Below are 15992 nucleotides of genomic sequence, written 5' to 3' on the forward strand. Positions count from 1 at the left end.
TAATCTGTAGCTTTTGACAGCATTTGTCAAATATCAGCAGATAAATAACATATTCAATGCAGGATCTACCGCTCAAACTTTGCGTTCCTCTGCGTTTAAAAAAGCACTTACTTATACAAAACTGTACTTAGTGAAGGGAATTGAGAATTAGGCATAGAGAAGAATGAAAAATTACCTCTTTCCCCTCTGCTCCTTGCTCCCCATTCAGGTAAAAATATCAGTGGTAAAATAAAACAACTTTAATAAAAAGTCAATAACTCTTTATTTTCGTTAGAGTGGGATAACAATCAAAGTGTGAGGATTGATACTACATGCGAATCCTGTTAGTGTATCCGATATTTCCCAAAACCTTTTGGTCTTATGAAAAAATCTTGGAGTTAGTTGATCGCAAGGTTTTATTACCACCTCTGGGTTTAGTAACAGTAGCCGCGATTCTGCCCCAAGAATGGGAATTCAAGCTAGTTGATCGCAATATCCGCCCAGCAACAGAAGCAGAATGGGCATGGGCAGATGTAGTAATTTTCTCTGCGATGATTGTCCAGAAACAAGATTTACTTGACCAAATCCAGGAAGCAAAAAAACGTGGCAAGCTAGTTGCAGTTGGCGGCCCCTACCCCACTTCTGTACCTCACGAAGTTGAAAATGTTGGCGCAGATTTTCTGATTCTGGATGAAGGGGAAATTACACTGCCTATGTTTATTGAGGCAATTCAACGGGGTGAAACTTCTGGGACTTTCCGCGCCACAGAAAAACCTGATGTCACAAGTACACCAATACCCCGCTTTGATTTATTAGAGTTGAATGCTTATGACATGATGTCGGTACAGTTTTCGCGTGGTTGTCCCTTCCAGTGCGAATTTTGCGACATTATTGTTCTCTACGGGCGCAAACCGCGTACCAAAGCCCCAGCCCAACTGTTAGCAGAGTTAGATTACCTCTATGAACTGGGTTGGCGGCGGGGTGTGTTCATGGTGGATGACAACTTTATTGGCAACAAGCGAAATGTAAAATTGTTGCTGAAAGAGTTAAAAGTCTGGATGGCAGAACACAAATATCCCTTCCGATTTGACACTGAAGCTTCAGTTGACTTGGCACAAGATGCAGAAATGTTGGAGTTGATGGTTGAGTGCGGTTTCTCGGCGGTGTTTTTGGGAATCGAAACGCCGGATGAAGATAGTTTGCAAATGACCAAGAAGTTTCAAAATACTCGCAGTTCTCTAACTGAGGCAGTGCAAACCATCACCAAAGCGGGATTGCGCCCAATGGCTGGGTTTATTATTGGGTTTGATGGCGAAAAAGCAGGCGCAGGCGATCGCATTGTCCGCTTTGCCGAACAAGCAGCAATTCCCTCTACTACCTTTGCCATGTTGCAAGCGTTACCAAATACCGCTCTTTGGCATCGCTTGAAAAAGGAAGGACGACTACGGGAAAATCAAAATGCCAATATTGCCAACATCAATCAAACAACATTGATGAACTTTGTCCCCACTCGTCCCTTAGAAGAACTTGCACGAGAATATATTGAGGCATTTTGTACTTTATACGACCCAGTACAATACTTGGATCGTACCTACCGCTGCTTCTTGATGATGGGTTTGCCAAGTTGGAAAGCACCAGCGAAAATGCCAGAGTGGATTGTTGTGAAAGCCTTGCTGATTGTGATTTGGCGACAAGGCATCAAACGGGAAACCCGCTGGAAATTCTGGCATCATTTGTTCAGCATTCTCAAGCGGAACCCTGGAGTTATTGAGCATTACATCTCTGCTTGCGCCCACAACGAGCATTTTCTAGAGTATCGCCAAATAGTACGCGATCAAATTGAAAGTCAGTTAGCAGAATATCTAGCACAAGGTGCAGAAACGCCTTATGTGCTAGTGAAGGAAAAAACTGAGGAAAAAGCGGAAGCGGTAGTTAGTTAAGGCTGGTGATGGGTAATAATGAAAGCTTAAAATTTGTACCTCACTTACCTGCTATCTGCTGTAAATTAATTATTACCCGTTCTCTGCAGAATGTGGGATTTAGAGATGTTGCATTGCAACATCTCTAAAAATTTGTTGTTTAGTTTGCAGCCGCACTCACTAAACCATTGTGCCTCAGCAAAGCAATCGTACTTGGTTCGCGACCCCGGAAAGTTTTAAACACTTCCATTGGATGCTTGCTACCACCGAGTGCCAGCACCGTATCCCGATAACGTTCACCTGTCTCTTTTACCGCTTTCTCATCTTCTAGCCCAACTTCTTCAAAAGCGGCAAAAGCATCAGCGCTCAGTACCTCAGCCCACTTGTAACTGTAGTAACCGGCTGCATAGCCACCCTCGAAAATGTGCCCAAAAGCACATAACATTGAATCTTCTGGAAGTGGTGGTAAGATGGTAGTCGTTTTAGCTATGCGATGACGCACATCTGCCGGAGTTTCATCGCTACCAGAACGATAACGGTAATGTAATTCTAAATCAATACTGCTAAAGTGAATTTGCCGCAACATAGCAGTACCACTCATATAGTTACGCGCTGCTAGCAGCTTTTGATAATAATGTTCCGGTAGAGCTTCCCCAGTTTCGTAATGTTTAGCCATGCCAAACAAAGTAGGTCGCTCATAACACCAGTTTTCCATAAACTGACTAGGTAGTTCCACTGCATCCCATTCCACATTATTGATGCCTGCGGCTCCAACATAATCAACCTTGGTGAGCATGTGCTGCAATCCATGACCAAACTCGTGGAACAAAGTTTCTACTTCATAAAAAGTCATCAAACTCGGTTTACCATCTACTGGAGGAGTTTGGTTACATATCAAATAAGTCACAGGCAACCGAATGCCAGATGCACCATTTTCAGTGATTTTGGCACGATTGATGCACACATCCATCCAAGCACCACCACGCTTTTCTGCTGGACGGCTGTAGGGGTCTAAATAGAAGTAGGCTATAGGAAAACCAGTTTCATCAGCTATTTGGAAATAACGGACATCCTCATGCCACACTGGAGCTTGACCATCGGCTGGGGTTACAGTTACGCCAAACAACCGCTTCACAAGTCCAAACAAGCCATCTAGCACTTGAGGAAGGGGAAAGTAGGGACGCAATTCTTCAGCGGTAAAGGCAAATTTTGCTTCTCGTTGGCGTTCTCCCCAAAAGCTGATGTCCCAGTGTTTTAAATCTTGATATTCTTCTCCATGTGATGCAGCAAAAGCTTGGAGTTCTTTTAAATCTTTGACAGCAGCATCATAACTGGCTTGGCGTAGTTCTTCTAATAGTGCTTCCACTGCTTCAACATTAGGAGCCATTTTACTGGCAAGACTCAACTGGGCAAAACTCTTAAAGCCAAGTAAATCTGCGAGTTCTTGCCGTAACTCCAAAATACGCACAATTAACGGATTGTTATCTAAATCGCCACTAGAAGCGCGAGTGATATGAGCTTTGTAGAGCTTTTCACGCAAATCTCGACGGGTGCTGTGCTGCATGAAAGGGCCATAGCTGGGGAAATCTAAAGTAATGCGCCAAGGACCACTTTCTGGTGTGGCCTTTTCTTCTCCAGCTGCACGAGCAGCTTGGGCGGCTAAACTTACCAAACTTGGTGGTAAACCGTCAATTTCCGCTTTTGTTGTCAGGGTTAAGCTAAAGGCTTTTGTGGCATCAAGTACATGATTAGAGAATTTGGTCGAAAGTTCTGCCAACTCCATCTGAATGGCGTTGAAACGATCTCTTGCTTCTCCTTGTAAGCCAACACCAGAAAGCTCTGCATCTCGAATGGCAGCTTCGACAATCCGCTGTTGGGCTAATTCTAAAGTTGCCCAACTATCACTGCTACGGAGTGCTTTAAAAGCATTGTAGATGGGTTGGCTTTGACCGAGCTTGTTGATAAATTGTACGACTAATGGCTGTACAATTTCATGAGCTTCGCGCAGTTCCGGGCTATTTTTAACACCCATTAAATGATTTACCGTCCCCCAACTCCAGGTAAGCCGTTCTGTCAGCTTTTCTAAGGGTTCTACTAAACCACTCCAAGTAGGCTTTATATTAGCCTCCAAGGTGGCAAGGTGCTGGTCAAGTTCTGCCAACAACTGATTGAAGGCTGGTACTACTAGTTCTGGTTTAATCTCTGCAAAGGGAGGTAAACCAGTGCTTTGGAGTAAGGGATTATGGGAAATAATGGTACTTGCACTCATGATTTTGTGTGAACTGCGAACGAACAAAAATCAACAATGATTTTTATTTATATATCTTCTAATGTAACGATCGCTGTGCTATTTAGTATTGCCATTCTGGTAAAAAGGCAAAAAAAGCGAGAATTACTCACAAAAGTATCCCGATACAGCTATTTTGTGTTGATCCTGAACTGTCCACCATACCGCATCTGGCGGATGCTTCGCACCATCGCAGAGTGCATTTACCTAACTCAACCTGACTAAAGGCGATCGCGAAAAGATATCATAATGTACTATGTCAAACAGGTAGCTCATCCGCCAGCATAGGCGTTACCCTGAAGGCGCAGTTTCAACCCAGGAATTATCAGCTTTCAAGGTGTGAGAGTAGTTCAATTAACTGAGCGCGATCAAGCGTCCTTGCCAAACAGAGAAGGGAGGCTCTATATTGTTCCACATTTATGATATTATTTGGCAACTCATCTTTTTACTCGTAAAATCGAAGACAAGATCAAGGTCAGTAGAAAAGAGTCCCTAAATTAATGAGTACGTTAATCAGTCATGATGGAAGAGCTATCACTAAATTTCACGTGGTAGACCGGATCAACGATATCGCTTGGCAAGCTCACCAAGGTAGCGTTGCTGCGATTATTCAGCTATTGAACGAAAAGCTAGCCAAGTCTGGTGTCAGAACTAGAGCGATTTTTTCTGATGGTGTCTTACAACTTCTGTGCGAAGCGGCTAGGGTAGAGCAACTTGAGCAATCTCCCCTTGTAGAACAAATTCACCAAATTCTTGAGTCCATCGCCCCGCGTCACATTCGCCGAGTTAATATCAACAGTCGGATTGTTCGGGAACAACAATTACTGTGGTTAAAGGAGATAGATAGCGATCGCGAAAATCAATTGCTTTGGTCACAGGAAATTACATTAATTCAGCCTAATATTATAAAGCAATTAATTAAAGATTTCACGGAAGCTCAAGCTGAATTAGGAAAACCAAATTTTCCTAAAACTTCAGTCTCTCGTCCTTTAGTACTGATTAACAAAGAAAAACAGAGAACTAAACCTCAAACAAAGATATTAGTAGCGGCTGGTTTGTGTTCACTGTTATTACTTAGTTGGGTTGTTTATGCTCAGTTAGGTAATAAACTAAAAAACCTAATGCAACTAGAAACTTCCAAATCTTTAACTACAGAAAAGACTAACGAGACGAAAGTCAAAACACCATCTCGTGTTCTTAACAATAGCCTTTCTGAACAACCTGATGATCCATTTACAACATCTGTGCGAATTGCCAATCAAGCTTCTGCATCTGGGAAAATAGCCACAACCTCAACTCAGTGGTTAGAGATAGCTGCTAAGTGGCAACGGGCCTCAGATTTAATGAGTACAGTACCACAAAACCACAGCCGTTATCAAGAAGCCAAGATTCGTACTCAACTATATAAGAAATATAGTGAGGCAGCACAGAAAGAAGCAGATAAGAGTAAATCTTAGTTTTTGTTATTGGAAAAGTAAGATTACTGATTAGTATTTTAGCAGTGGTGAATGGATTATTTATTTTACTTCTCGCACTTCACCCAAGCGCGTAAAACGAATTTCAATGCGTCGCCGCTTCGGTTCTGGCTGACGCTTTTCTTGCGGAATGGGAGCAAATTCCCCATTTGGTAATATTAGTTGTGCTGCCGAATAGGCGCGAAATTTCACTCCTGGCATCTTATTTTGTTGCTGGATTTTCAGCAGTTCTTTAACCACTGCAAGAGAACGCATCAATCCTAAATCAGCATTAGAACCTGCTTTAAGTGTACTAACTGAACCCCCTTGGCTAGCTGCTGTCTCTAAATTAGAGTCTAAATTGCTGCTGATAATACTAACAGGTTGTTCATCTGTATGCCCAATGATTTCAACTGTATTAATGTTGTAAGATTTTGTGGTCTTTTCTATATCAGGTACGAGTTTATTTGTGATGAAATCTAACATTGTCGTTGGAATTACTGCGCTACCTGGATCAAACCTCGAATTTTCATCTTTTATCAACAAAATTGGCGGTGTCCCTGGATTAGATATTTGCGATATCGTATAGTTAGTGCTGGCTATTAATAATAATAGTAGTAAGATCATAAAGGCATTGGACATTAAATCTGTAAAAGCAGGCCAAATATTTAAATCTTCTTTGTAGTCATTATGTCGTGAACGACGAGGCATAATTTAATATTATAATTTCAAATTAATCTCAATATAATCAGCTAGAATTTTTCTATTTTCTTTTCCATTTTTTGCCTGATCTGAGAAATTTCATCCTTTATATTGTTCACATCTTTATTGAAGTCTTGAATGTTATTAATTAACATTTGTAACCCTTGTTTATTTGTTTCTGTCTGCTGAATAATTCCTTTAATAATCATGGCACTGACATTTTTGTATTCCGAAGTAAATTTCTCGTTGTTGTTTTGAATTATATCTATAAAATCTGATTTAGACATATCAAATTTCACACCTAACTGATTGGCATATCCTTCAAAATTGACCATAACAGCCTTAACTTGTTGGTTGTTAGAACCAATTTGTTGAGATAAGTTTAAAATCAAGCGATCGCCTAAAGCCTCGATTGCCAAATTAACTTGCTCTGTATAGCTTTGAACAACTTCTAGCAGTTGTGTCAAATTATCAGCTTTGTTTGTAATTCTTTGCTCTAACTTATCAAGTTTGTTAATGGCTTTTGAAAAACTAGTAGCTCCTTGTTTGAGTTGAGGAATAATCTCACCAAGCGAGTTTTGATTATTTTGATGTAACTCTAAAACTTGAATTGAAGTTTGATTAGACTTTTTAATATCTATTGCTAAATTAGTCAATTCTTGACTACAACGCTGAACTTCTATCAATGCTGTTTCAATCAATTTGGTTGTCTGGCCCAAACTTGCAGCCGATTGTGAAAATCTTTCTTGCATAGTAGTCAAATTGACTGTAGCTGCTGATAATTTCTGAGGAAACTGACTATTAGCAAATATTTCAGCAGACTGTTTAAAGATATGAGATTTTGCATTCAGTTCAGCAATAGCATTTTCAAATTCGTTAGCAGCACCAGATATAGTACCAGCAGCTTGAGAAAAGCCCTCATAAACTTGCTTGGCTAAATCAGCAGCTTCTTTATTCCCCTCAGCAATTTGTTTTGCCACACTTCCTATAGATTTCTCCACTGCATCCCGCACAGTATCACCAAAGCGAGTTAAAAACTCATCCTGCTGGGATACCATTTCCTTAACAATTTTAGCGAGGCGAGTATCACCTTGTACTTGGGGATGATAAATATTATCTAAGTAGTCTTCAAGAGTACAAATAAGTCTGTACTTGGCAAAAGTAGTATTTTTAAACCAGTTAAATAGTGTTAAGAAAGTACTACAGAAAAGTCCAGTTAAACTGGTAGTGAAGGCAATACTCATCCCTTCTAGTGGTTTCTTTAATTCAGCAACTAAATTGCTAACATTGCTGCTATTAGTTTGATTAATTGTTTGACTGAGTGCCGCTAAATTAAGCGTGATACCGAAAAAAGTACCAAGTAAACCAAAAGCTAAGAGTAAATTCGGAAGAATCCGACAAAAGTAATCGATTTGTTCACAGGTAAATCCCCAAACTTTTTCTTGGCTATAAACTTGGTCGATTAACGCTGCTGTATTAACCTGATCTAAGTTTCTACTAGCGTCTCTAAACCTTCGTTCTAATTCTTCTAGGATTTTTGGTTGTTGTCCAGGTGATTGTCCACTAATTAACCTTCGTACCTTCTCTTCCAACGATAATAGATGTTGATACAAAGCCAAGCGGAGAAAAATCGTAGCTATAGATGGTAGAACAACGAGTACAAGAGTAATAAATATTAAATAACCTGGTACTGGTGGCATCAAAAACACCTTGAGAGTAGGAAAAGGTTGCTAAAAAATGTGGATATTATCTAACCGGAAAAAGATCCTAAAGGGGATATCTAGCAAAGATTTTTTGTTTCTCGCGATCGTACTCTTCTTCAGTAATCAACTCGTCAGCTAAATCTTGTTTTAGTCGCTCCAACTCTAAGCGTCGTTTTGCTCGGTTATCAGTAGAATTTACGGGAGAATCAACAACTATTTCACCAACAATAGCTTTTTGATTTCCTAGATTTGTGCTGAGAGTTGGGGAAGTTTTAAACCGCTCATTCATCTTTCTGCGGAAGCGATTGATAATTCCCTCTTTAGCTATAGGATCTGTACTTGTAGGAGTTCCAACTACTGCTGCTTTGTAGGGAGAATTGGCACTATCTTCTGGTAAATCATCGACTTCTCTGACAAATTGCCGGACTTTAAGTAGATAGTTATTGTCCCAAAGTTCAGGTTGTCTTTCTATGATAGCAATTTCATCATTCAAAAGCTGTTGTAAAGCTTCAGTCATGTCCTTACGATTAGCAAGTTCCTCCAAAGCTTGACTCCACTCTGTATTTAAAGAAGCAGTGGTATAACTATCACGTAAGGGATCATGATATTGAAATTCCAACTGTTGATTATCCTGATTTTTTTCTAATAAACCCAATGCTAGGCAAGGATAAAAAACATCCTCCAATTCTTCCATTTTTCTAGCATCAGGCGGAATAATGTCAGGAAATGAAGCGTTATAGTCGTTATGAAGAAAAGATGTTGGAGAATGTTGTTCACGCAGGTAGGGGTTTCTCATTCTTGCTAAACTACTAATTAGTCTGAGAGGAAAACCAGCATACTCATTTACAATTAAAATTTCGTCTTCAGCTTGTGTTGCTTTTAAGACGCTTACTTCGACTCCTATATCCTGTGTCAGCAAAGTTTTAAACTGTCGTACTTCTAATTCATCTGTATCTTTAAAACCGACTAACTTACTACTTTTAGCAGGGTCTTCACGGAAATAAGGGTCAGTTAAATTTAAACGCAAGAGAGGTTCAGCTTCCTGCATAACTTGTGCTAAACGAGTTGAACGTACTGCTAGAGAGTAGTTTTGCATAAAACGCTTAATCACAGAGTTGACAATATTAATACTCCGAGAAGCAAATAATTTATCAACTTTCAGGTCAATTTCTTTTTGCAACTGTTCTGAAGTAGTGCGTTCTCTGTCTATAAAACTTACCAAAGATTGTCCTCTACCAGTTTGTTCTGTAATTGTCGAACTTACTAGCACAAACTGGCGACGTAAATCATCTTCTGGCAAAATATTTTGATAACAGCGATCAATATCCTCACTATCAAATATTGCTTCTCCGCTCATTTCATCAAAATTCAATTGTCTTAAGTCTCTATCTTGCTTTTCATAGAAACTTTGTAAATCTTCTACTAAGCTACTAAAGGCAGCAACTTGAGTTGTTCTCTCTTGAACGTGCTTTTGCAGATTATTAACAATTTTTAGCGACTCTTGAACGACTGTGACATCAAAGTTATGCTGAATAATTTTGCAGACTTCCTGTACTGATTTTTTGGCTTCATCTTGAAATTGACTATTTTTATTATTGAGGAGGGGAATACCAGCTTTATGTTCAATATCTTCGATTGTTTGTTCAGTGTCTCGCCATTTTCTTTCCAAATCTTCCAAGATTTTCATTCCACCGTTATCAGTGATTTTTTCTTGCAAGTTGAGTTGATAGTTATGCAATTCATGTTGCAAAGCATCTAGCCAATCACGGACACTTTTAATGGAAAAAGTAGAATCTGTTGGCGTGAGTAACTGACTCAGATAATCATCAATATTAGTCTTTAGCTCCTTGGTAGTATTTGGAGAAATTTGTAGCAGTCTTGTCAGCCAAATACCTCTAGTGCTTTCAGTTTCACCAGGCTGAACTTTACGAAATTGCTCTCTAAATTCCCTTGGCAACTGTCCGCGAATATCATTGCGATTATCGCGTTTTTGACACTCGGAAATTTGCCGATCTAATTTATTTCTCCAAATACTAATAGTATTGCGAAAGCTCTTATTATTTTCTTGAACCGATTCTGCTAGCTTTGTCGTGAAGTTGTCTTTATTTTCTGGGTCGTTGTGCCAATGATATTGAATGAGGAATTGTTCAATTAATTTTAGGGGATCTGGACTTTGACCTTTGCCGTTTAGCCAAAATTTCACTAGCTCTAAACTAACGCGGTTTAAGGCAATTTGGACAATAGTATCGCGGGGAAAATAGATAGCCGCCAATCCAAATGTTAAATAACGCTGGCTATTAGGACGCGGGTGCTTATCACATTGGATCATGTGTTGCAGAAAGTTGTCTCTACTGCCTTTAATTGCTGGTGCTAATTCACTGGAAAAATCCAAAGCAATCTTATGAGCAATCACATTACATAGCTTACCTTGAACAAGAATTGAATATTCCCCTCCTGTTTGACTTGATACTAAATAGGTGTAGTCAAATGGTGGACGCTGTTCTTGGATAAAAACTAAATTTTGGAGGTCATAAAATGCTTCAAATTTTGTGCCTGGTGTGCTGTAATAGTTTAATTCTTTGAGAGCAGCGTAAGTATTTGCGCTCATACTAGGAGCATTGCCATACAATTCTGGACTAATCACTAAATAGCCAAAAATTTTGGCACTTTGGTCGCCATAAAGATGTCTGAGACTATAAGCGATATCCAAAAACATCCCGCTACCAGTCCCGCCACAAAGAGAACCAACAACAAAAATGCTCAGTCCTGGTTCGACTCTTAAACCTGCTTTCAGCAATAAGGAATCATGTCCTCTTGTACGCCTTTCTGCACTTTCAATTGCTGTTTTAATCTTTTGGTAATTGTGGAAAAAAGCTAGCCTACCTACAGGTCTAATGCCTTTTGCACCTTCTTCAACTGCTTTAATATTTCGCAATAGTTGTGGTGGAAACCATCTGGCAATATGGTCGTATGGGCCATGACGAGTATATTCTGACCGCCGCTCCAATCCTTCGACAAACATCGTAACTTCGTTGGAGGACATTGTAGCGCTGACTTTTTCTGCCTCTTTAAAGCTGAGATCAACGCCATGATAGGTACTTCCTGTACGAATACCGGTGACTTGTGTTGCAGCTTTATCTGTATCAATGTGAACAAAACTCACAATTGGGAGGTTGCTTAAATCTCCATAACGGTCAACAATTAACCGCCGAATTCGCATTAAAACATCGCGTCCAGTACCGCCTAAGCCTATACAAATTGTCCGGTTTATTCCCCGATATTGAAGTTCATTTGTAGTTGTTTGACTCATTCTATGCACCCTAGAGATACTACTTTTTTAGTTTAATAATGATCTCGTAGTCGCGGTTGCGAAAATCTGGACAATTCAGCCGAAACCTAGATTTATCTATAAGAGTACGTGACGTAATTTCTTTACCATTATAATAAATTGGGGTCAAATTAGTTGGTACTAAATAAAGCTTCTCACCTTTGCGTTCTAAATATGCCCTAACTTCTACACCTGGACAGTCAATAGAATCTACAGAAGTAGAGTCATATTCACCAATTGCAATCCGTTTATTGTTTGGTAAACTGCATTTTTGATCTTCTGGTTTTGCTGTTACTTCAAAATCAACTATCAACTCCCATTTTTTTTGCAGACGATATAATTTTACTCCACCTAAAATTAGCCCTACTAATAGTAATATTACAACTAATCCAGGTATCCACAATTTTTTAATTAAATAAGGTGTGACTAAACAAGTTTCTTGATTACCTGGGGCTGGGGTGCAAAATTCTTGAACTGTAGGAGCAATATCGACTACAGTGAGTTTGTATTGTTGATTATTCTGGGTTTTTATTGATAGCGATCGCTTCTGAATTGGCAAATCTTTAATCCAAGCTTGTCGCTGTTGACTTTCTGGAGATTCAGCTATGCGAAAAGGGCTATTAGCAGGCGTCTCTATCCAAATTTGGGAAGGAATTCCTGGTTGGGTAAATAGAGGCGCATCTGTAACCCAAACTACTGATTGTGGTTTTATATATTGGCTTTCTTGCAGGCGATTTTGATTAATCTGAGCCAGACCTTGATAAATAGTGAATTCAGCTTGCTGAATATCTGTACCGTAGTATTTTGGGTCTGCTGTAGGTATTTTTGCTAAAAGTTTGTCAATATTTTCTTGATTATTACTAATAAAGTGGATGGGTGTTCCCAACGGATTTACACCCAATTGAACTTCACTTAAAACTACATCTTGAGCAAAAGGAATAATGTATACAGTGTCTCCAGGCTTCAGGCTATCTTGAATGATTTGACGTAAGCGGATACGACCTTCATCATTTAATCCCACGCTTTCTGTCAAATCAATCGCCAAGATAACATCTCGTCCTCCACCCAAAACAGCAACTAAATCTAAGCCAACTTTTTGTGTGGAAGTAAGTGTTTGTCCAGGAGTAATTTTAGTTATAGTCACAAATAATATAGTTTAATTAAATAATGTATAAAATTTGTTGCATAGATATCTAGTGATATGTAATTAGTGATTTCATACACATATAAAAATGAGGGAAGGCTCACAGATACTTTTTTCAATTTTGCTGGGTCTAATCTAGGCATACATTTGTACTTTTGACTAAACCTTTTAGTTCTATTGGAGACATAAGTAAATAAACATAGAAATTATTTAACAAACTAGCACGAAGTCTGCACCTGATTTATTTAGTTATCAACAATTTTTACAATCATTGAAAGAATGTATGCTTGGTATCAATAAAATCGTTACACAATCAGACTTTTAAGCTTAAACTGTTGACCAACGGATAGAGCAAGCAGTGAATATCTGTCAAATACTGTTCACTATTACTGTCACTATTCTTGACTAGAAGACTTCTCTTTGAGATAAGCAAAGGGTAACTGAAGATACTGAGGTGCTTGGGGTAGCAGAAAAATTTATAACCCCGCAGTGCCAGGTATCGGATTTATGAAATGTTAATTATACCGTAGTTTAGGGGCTTGTAATAAATCTTTAGTAACACTCCTACTAACACTAAAAGTGTTACTGTAAACTAACACTTTTCAGACAAGGGTATACCCTACGACGATAACGGGCTTGTCTTGCAGTAATCTTGCATCCTGATATATGACATGTCATATATCATCTCTCGGAATGCTTCACGGTTAATACACATTTGTATTGGGAATAACGTATATTACTGATGCCAATGCTACCAACAATGCGCTTATCTTGGATGCAAGTTCACTGCGAGTGGAAGCAGGATGCAAGTTGTGTTTTTGTCTGTGATGTATGCCAGGAACCGGACTTGAACCGGTGACACGAGGATTTTCAGTCCTAGCTCAATAATGCCTAAAATGCTTACTGCACAAGGATTACTTTTGTAAAAGCACTTATTACCATTTTCAGTGTGTCAATCTCTGTGTCAGAATTGGGTAAATTCACCTCAAAAAAGACACCATGAGAAAAATTACACCACTCAATAGAGACGGGTACATAGTCCTCAGATTTACGTTTGAAGGTAGACGATTCAGCTTCAACCCTGTAACAGGTGGAAGATATGATGATAAATCAGCACTTGACACAGCGGAGAAAGTAGCGTATAGAATTCAACAAGACTGTGATAACGGGTATTTCGACCCCACTCTGACAAAATATAAGCCAAATGCACTACAAGGTAGATCAAAAGAAGCAGCGATTAACGATGCCAGGGAAGCGAGGGAAATAGAAGCAGCAAGATTAGCGATAAACTCGACCAACTTACTACAACTGTTTGAGGAGTTCACGCAGTTCAAGTCTAAGACTCTGGCATCTAACAGCATGATTGACTACAACCGTATCCAGAACAAGCTAAAAAAATGTCCCCACAAACTTGCAAAGGACGCGGTGAATATTATGCAGTGGTTAGTAACGGATCACGATGGTACGTCTACAAGTAGCATTGACAAACAATGGAAGTTAATAAACGCTTGCTGTAAATGGGGCGTATCGACAGGTAGGTTACAGTCAAACACGTTTCGAGACTTACGTAACCTTATACCGTCTACCAAGAATACGCGATCGCAAGATGAGATTAAACCGTTTACTGATAACGAACGCAAGCAGGTAATACAAGCGTTCTATGCCAGCGATCACTATAAATACTATGCCCCTTTAGTGGAATTCCTCTTCAGTACTGGCTGTAGACCAGAAGAAGCGCTAGCACTGCAATGGAAACACGTCAAGCAAGGACGTATAACATTTTGTCAGAAGTTAACAGCGAACGGTGAAATAGAAGCAGGCACAAAGACTCAAAAGAAACGTTCTATTACCGTAAACGACCGTATGCAGTCGGTTCTAGCTACCATCAAGACCGAGAAGTGTTCGAGTGACAGTTATCTATTCCCTGCCAAAAAGGGCGGGTTTATTGACTGGCATAATTTTGCTAATAGAGCGTGGAAGTCAGTGTTAGATACGCTACCTGATATCGAATACCGTAACCCTTACCAGATGAGGCATACAGCGATAACACTTATGGTGAGAAGTGGTGTTGACAGTGTTGTAATAGCGAGATGGGTAGGTAACTCACCTAATATGATCTCTCAAAAGTACTTAGGTGATGTCAGTGATATCATGATGCCAGGTAGTTAGAGGTATAAGGTATACCTTCTGTTTTTATCACGACGTTTTGCTACGTCGTTTATAACGTCATTTATAACGACGTACTTTAACGACGTTGTATTTATAAAGGTATCTACCGCCTCACTAATGCACCAACGGGAAGTGTCTGCCAGTTGTATCCACAAGGTAGATCGGCTTCTTTACGAGCGGTATCTCAGCATAGGCATATCTGAAGCGCACGTTAGCGTTTGGTCTAAACTTAGGCGGAATAATTTCCTTCTCGTACACCAACTGCTCGGTAGGCGTTACAGTATTGTCCCTCAACGGCTCATGCGTTGATAACTTATTGGCATCATACGTCAATTCTTGACATTCCAGCATCGCCGTGATAATTGGCAGTGCATCACTCTCTTGATGGGCATAAATCATTAAGCGATACCCATGTACCGGGTCGCTGTAACGATAGATATTCTTACCCTTTGCAAACTGAATACCTAGTCCACTTACTACAAAAAACTCCTTTATCAGCGTTGCCAGTGCTGTGAGTTTCGCCTTCGTGATCGTTGCTGCCGTCTCAGTCATGAGTCTAAAACTGTACTCAGCGTCAAGTCTCGCTGTCCCGTTCGGAACACTCGCAATGTCTTGCGAGAAGTAAAACGATATCTTAGGATGTCCGTCAACTGGCGGTGCAATATCGTTTGTAGAGCCGTTGTAGACTACGAGATTACTGTTGCCGTATCCCAGTAAATCCCAAAATAGACGATGTCGCATTGCGATCAGCAACTCGTTATCGTCTGCCGTGATCGTACAAGCCACCCTTAAACTACTACGCGCTGTTGCTATATTCGGCTTCCAGTCTGAGCCAAGATCATTAAAAAATAATGCTACCGCTGCATTGTGCTGAGGGTAGTACACTTGCTTGAGGTGCTGGAAGGGATCATAGTCATCCGGTAGTGTATCATCTGGAGGCGTTGCAGCAGTCACCGTTGCAGTAGCAGGCGTTAATGTCGCACCTGTAGCGATAACAGAGGTTGGTGGGAATTGTCCACCTGTATCATTTATTGTTTGCGGTACTTGAACTGAGGTCGGATCTGCCATTGTCTTTAATCGTTCGCGTTAAAAATGTCATCAATAGTCGCTTGGATGATATTTGTGCTATCGGCTTGTGCCTGTGCTTGAGCAGCGATAGTCTTAGTAGGATCTGGGACTGTCAGCCCTGGCACGTATTTTTTAATACTGCCGTCTGGGTTGCGTAATGGTTGTCCGTGTTCATCTACCGGATCTGTTTGGTCAAGTGTTTTCGCAAATGCGTTCGCGCTGTCATTTATCGCTACCCC

General features: G+C 40.0%; 11 protein-coding genes. 4 read left to right on the top strand and 7 right to left on the bottom strand.

Annotated elements, in window-relative coordinates; all coding sequences use genetic code 11:
• Positions 1-311 precede the first annotated feature (311 nt).
• Complete coding sequence (locus tag V7K67_RS30315) at positions 312-1919, top strand: B12-binding domain-containing radical SAM protein (protein WP_334730993.1); 1608 nt, start codon at positions 312-314, stop codon at positions 1917-1919.
• A gap of 139 nt (positions 1920-2058) precedes the next feature.
• Here the strand turns inward: V7K67_RS30315 and V7K67_RS30320 are convergent, their stop codons facing one another.
• Positions 2059-4167: a M3 family metallopeptidase gene (locus V7K67_RS30320; RefSeq protein WP_334730992.1), complete on the bottom strand. Its 2109-nt coding sequence runs from the start codon at positions 4165-4167 to the stop codon at positions 2059-2061.
• A 36-nt stretch (positions 4168-4203) separates the two neighbouring features.
• On the opposite strand from V7K67_RS30320, the gene V7K67_RS30325 reads away from it, so the two are divergent.
• Together V7K67_RS30325 and V7K67_RS30330 are read left to right on the top strand one after the other, a co-directional pair.
• Entirely contained in the window at positions 4204-4410 is a 207-nt protein-coding gene (locus tag V7K67_RS30325; protein WP_334707666.1) for a hypothetical protein, read from the top strand.
• Positions 4411-4685: 275 nt separating this feature from the next.
• Positions 4686-5642, top strand: a complete 957-nt coding sequence (locus tag V7K67_RS30330) for a hypothetical protein (RefSeq protein ID WP_334730991.1) — start codon at positions 4686-4688, stop codon at positions 5640-5642.
• Positions 5643-5702: 60 nt separating this feature from the next.
• Here V7K67_RS30330 and V7K67_RS30335 read toward each other — a convergent pair whose 3' ends face one another.
• From V7K67_RS30335 to V7K67_RS30350, 4 genes are all read right to left on the bottom strand, one after another.
• Entirely contained in the window at positions 5703-6350 is a 648-nt protein-coding gene (locus V7K67_RS30335) for a flagellar motor protein (protein WP_335169689.1), read from the bottom strand.
• Between the two features lie 41 nt (positions 6351-6391).
• Positions 6392-8041 carry a hypothetical protein gene (locus tag V7K67_RS30340; protein ID WP_335169691.1) on the bottom strand — a complete coding sequence of 550 codons (1650 nt, stop codon included), beginning with the start codon at positions 8039-8041 and terminating at the stop codon, positions 6392-6394.
• A gap of 67 nt (positions 8042-8108) precedes the next feature.
• Positions 8109-11354 carry a tubulin-like doman-containing protein gene (locus V7K67_RS30345; RefSeq protein ID WP_335169692.1) on the bottom strand — a complete coding sequence of 1082 codons (3246 nt, stop codon included), beginning with the start codon at positions 11352-11354 and terminating at the stop codon, positions 8109-8111.
• 19 nt (positions 11355-11373) lie between these two features.
• Positions 11374-12516 carry a VWA domain-containing protein gene (locus tag V7K67_RS30350; protein ID WP_335169694.1) on the bottom strand — a complete coding sequence of 381 codons (1143 nt, stop codon included), beginning with the start codon at positions 12514-12516 and terminating at the stop codon, positions 11374-11376.
• Positions 12517-13515: 999 nt separating this feature from the next.
• Between V7K67_RS30350 and V7K67_RS30355 the strand changes: the two genes are divergently transcribed.
• The gene (locus V7K67_RS30355) at positions 13516-14685 is read left to right on the top strand and encodes a tyrosine-type recombinase/integrase (RefSeq protein WP_335169696.1); all 1170 of its coding nucleotides are present in this window, start codon (positions 13516-13518) and stop codon (positions 14683-14685) included.
• 114 nt (positions 14686-14799) lie between these two features.
• Here V7K67_RS30355 and V7K67_RS30360 read toward each other — a convergent pair whose 3' ends face one another.
• Positions 14800-15753, bottom strand: a complete 954-nt coding sequence (locus V7K67_RS30360; protein ID WP_335169698.1) for a hypothetical protein — start codon at positions 15751-15753, stop codon at positions 14800-14802.
• A 5-nt stretch (positions 15754-15758) separates the two neighbouring features.
• Positions 15759-15992, bottom strand: a 234-nt coding sequence (locus tag V7K67_RS30365) for a hypothetical protein (RefSeq protein WP_335169700.1), incomplete at its 5' end; no start/stop codon positions are given.

Origin of the sequence: Nostoc sp. (assembly GCF_036917155.1) — a bacterium.
Taxonomy (GTDB): Bacteria; Cyanobacteriota; Cyanobacteriia; order Cyanobacteriales; family Nostocaceae; genus Nostoc.

Bases quoted from the DNA above. Each gene is read 5' to 3' on its own strand.
- V7K67_RS30320 (WP_334730992.1), bottom strand. From the start codon at position 4,167: ATGAGTGCAAGTACCATTATTTCCCATAATCCCTTACTCCAAAGCACT.
- V7K67_RS30340 (WP_335169691.1), bottom strand. From the start codon at position 8,041: ATGCCACCAGTACCAGGTTATTTAATATTTATTACTCTTGTACTCGTT.
- V7K67_RS30315 (WP_334730993.1), top strand. From the start codon at position 312: ATGCGAATCCTGTTAGTGTATCCGATATTTCCCAAAACCTTTTGGTCT.
- V7K67_RS30335 (WP_335169689.1), bottom strand. From the start codon at position 6,350: ATGCCTCGTCGTTCACGACATAATGACTACAAAGAAGATTTAAATATT.
- V7K67_RS30330 (WP_334730991.1), top strand. From the start codon at position 4,686: ATGAGTACGTTAATCAGTCATGATGGAAGAGCTATCACTAAATTTCAC.
- V7K67_RS30345 (WP_335169692.1), bottom strand. From the start codon at position 11,354: ATGAGTCAAACAACTACAAATGAACTTCAATATCGGGGAATAAACCGG.
- V7K67_RS30360 (WP_335169698.1), bottom strand. From the start codon at position 15,753: ATGGCAGATCCGACCTCAGTTCAAGTACCGCAAACAATAAATGATACA.
- V7K67_RS30325 (WP_334707666.1), top strand. From the start codon at position 4,204: ATGATTTTTATTTATATATCTTCTAATGTAACGATCGCTGTGCTATTT.
- V7K67_RS30355 (WP_335169696.1), top strand. From the start codon at position 13,516: ATGAGAAAAATTACACCACTCAATAGAGACGGGTACATAGTCCTCAGA.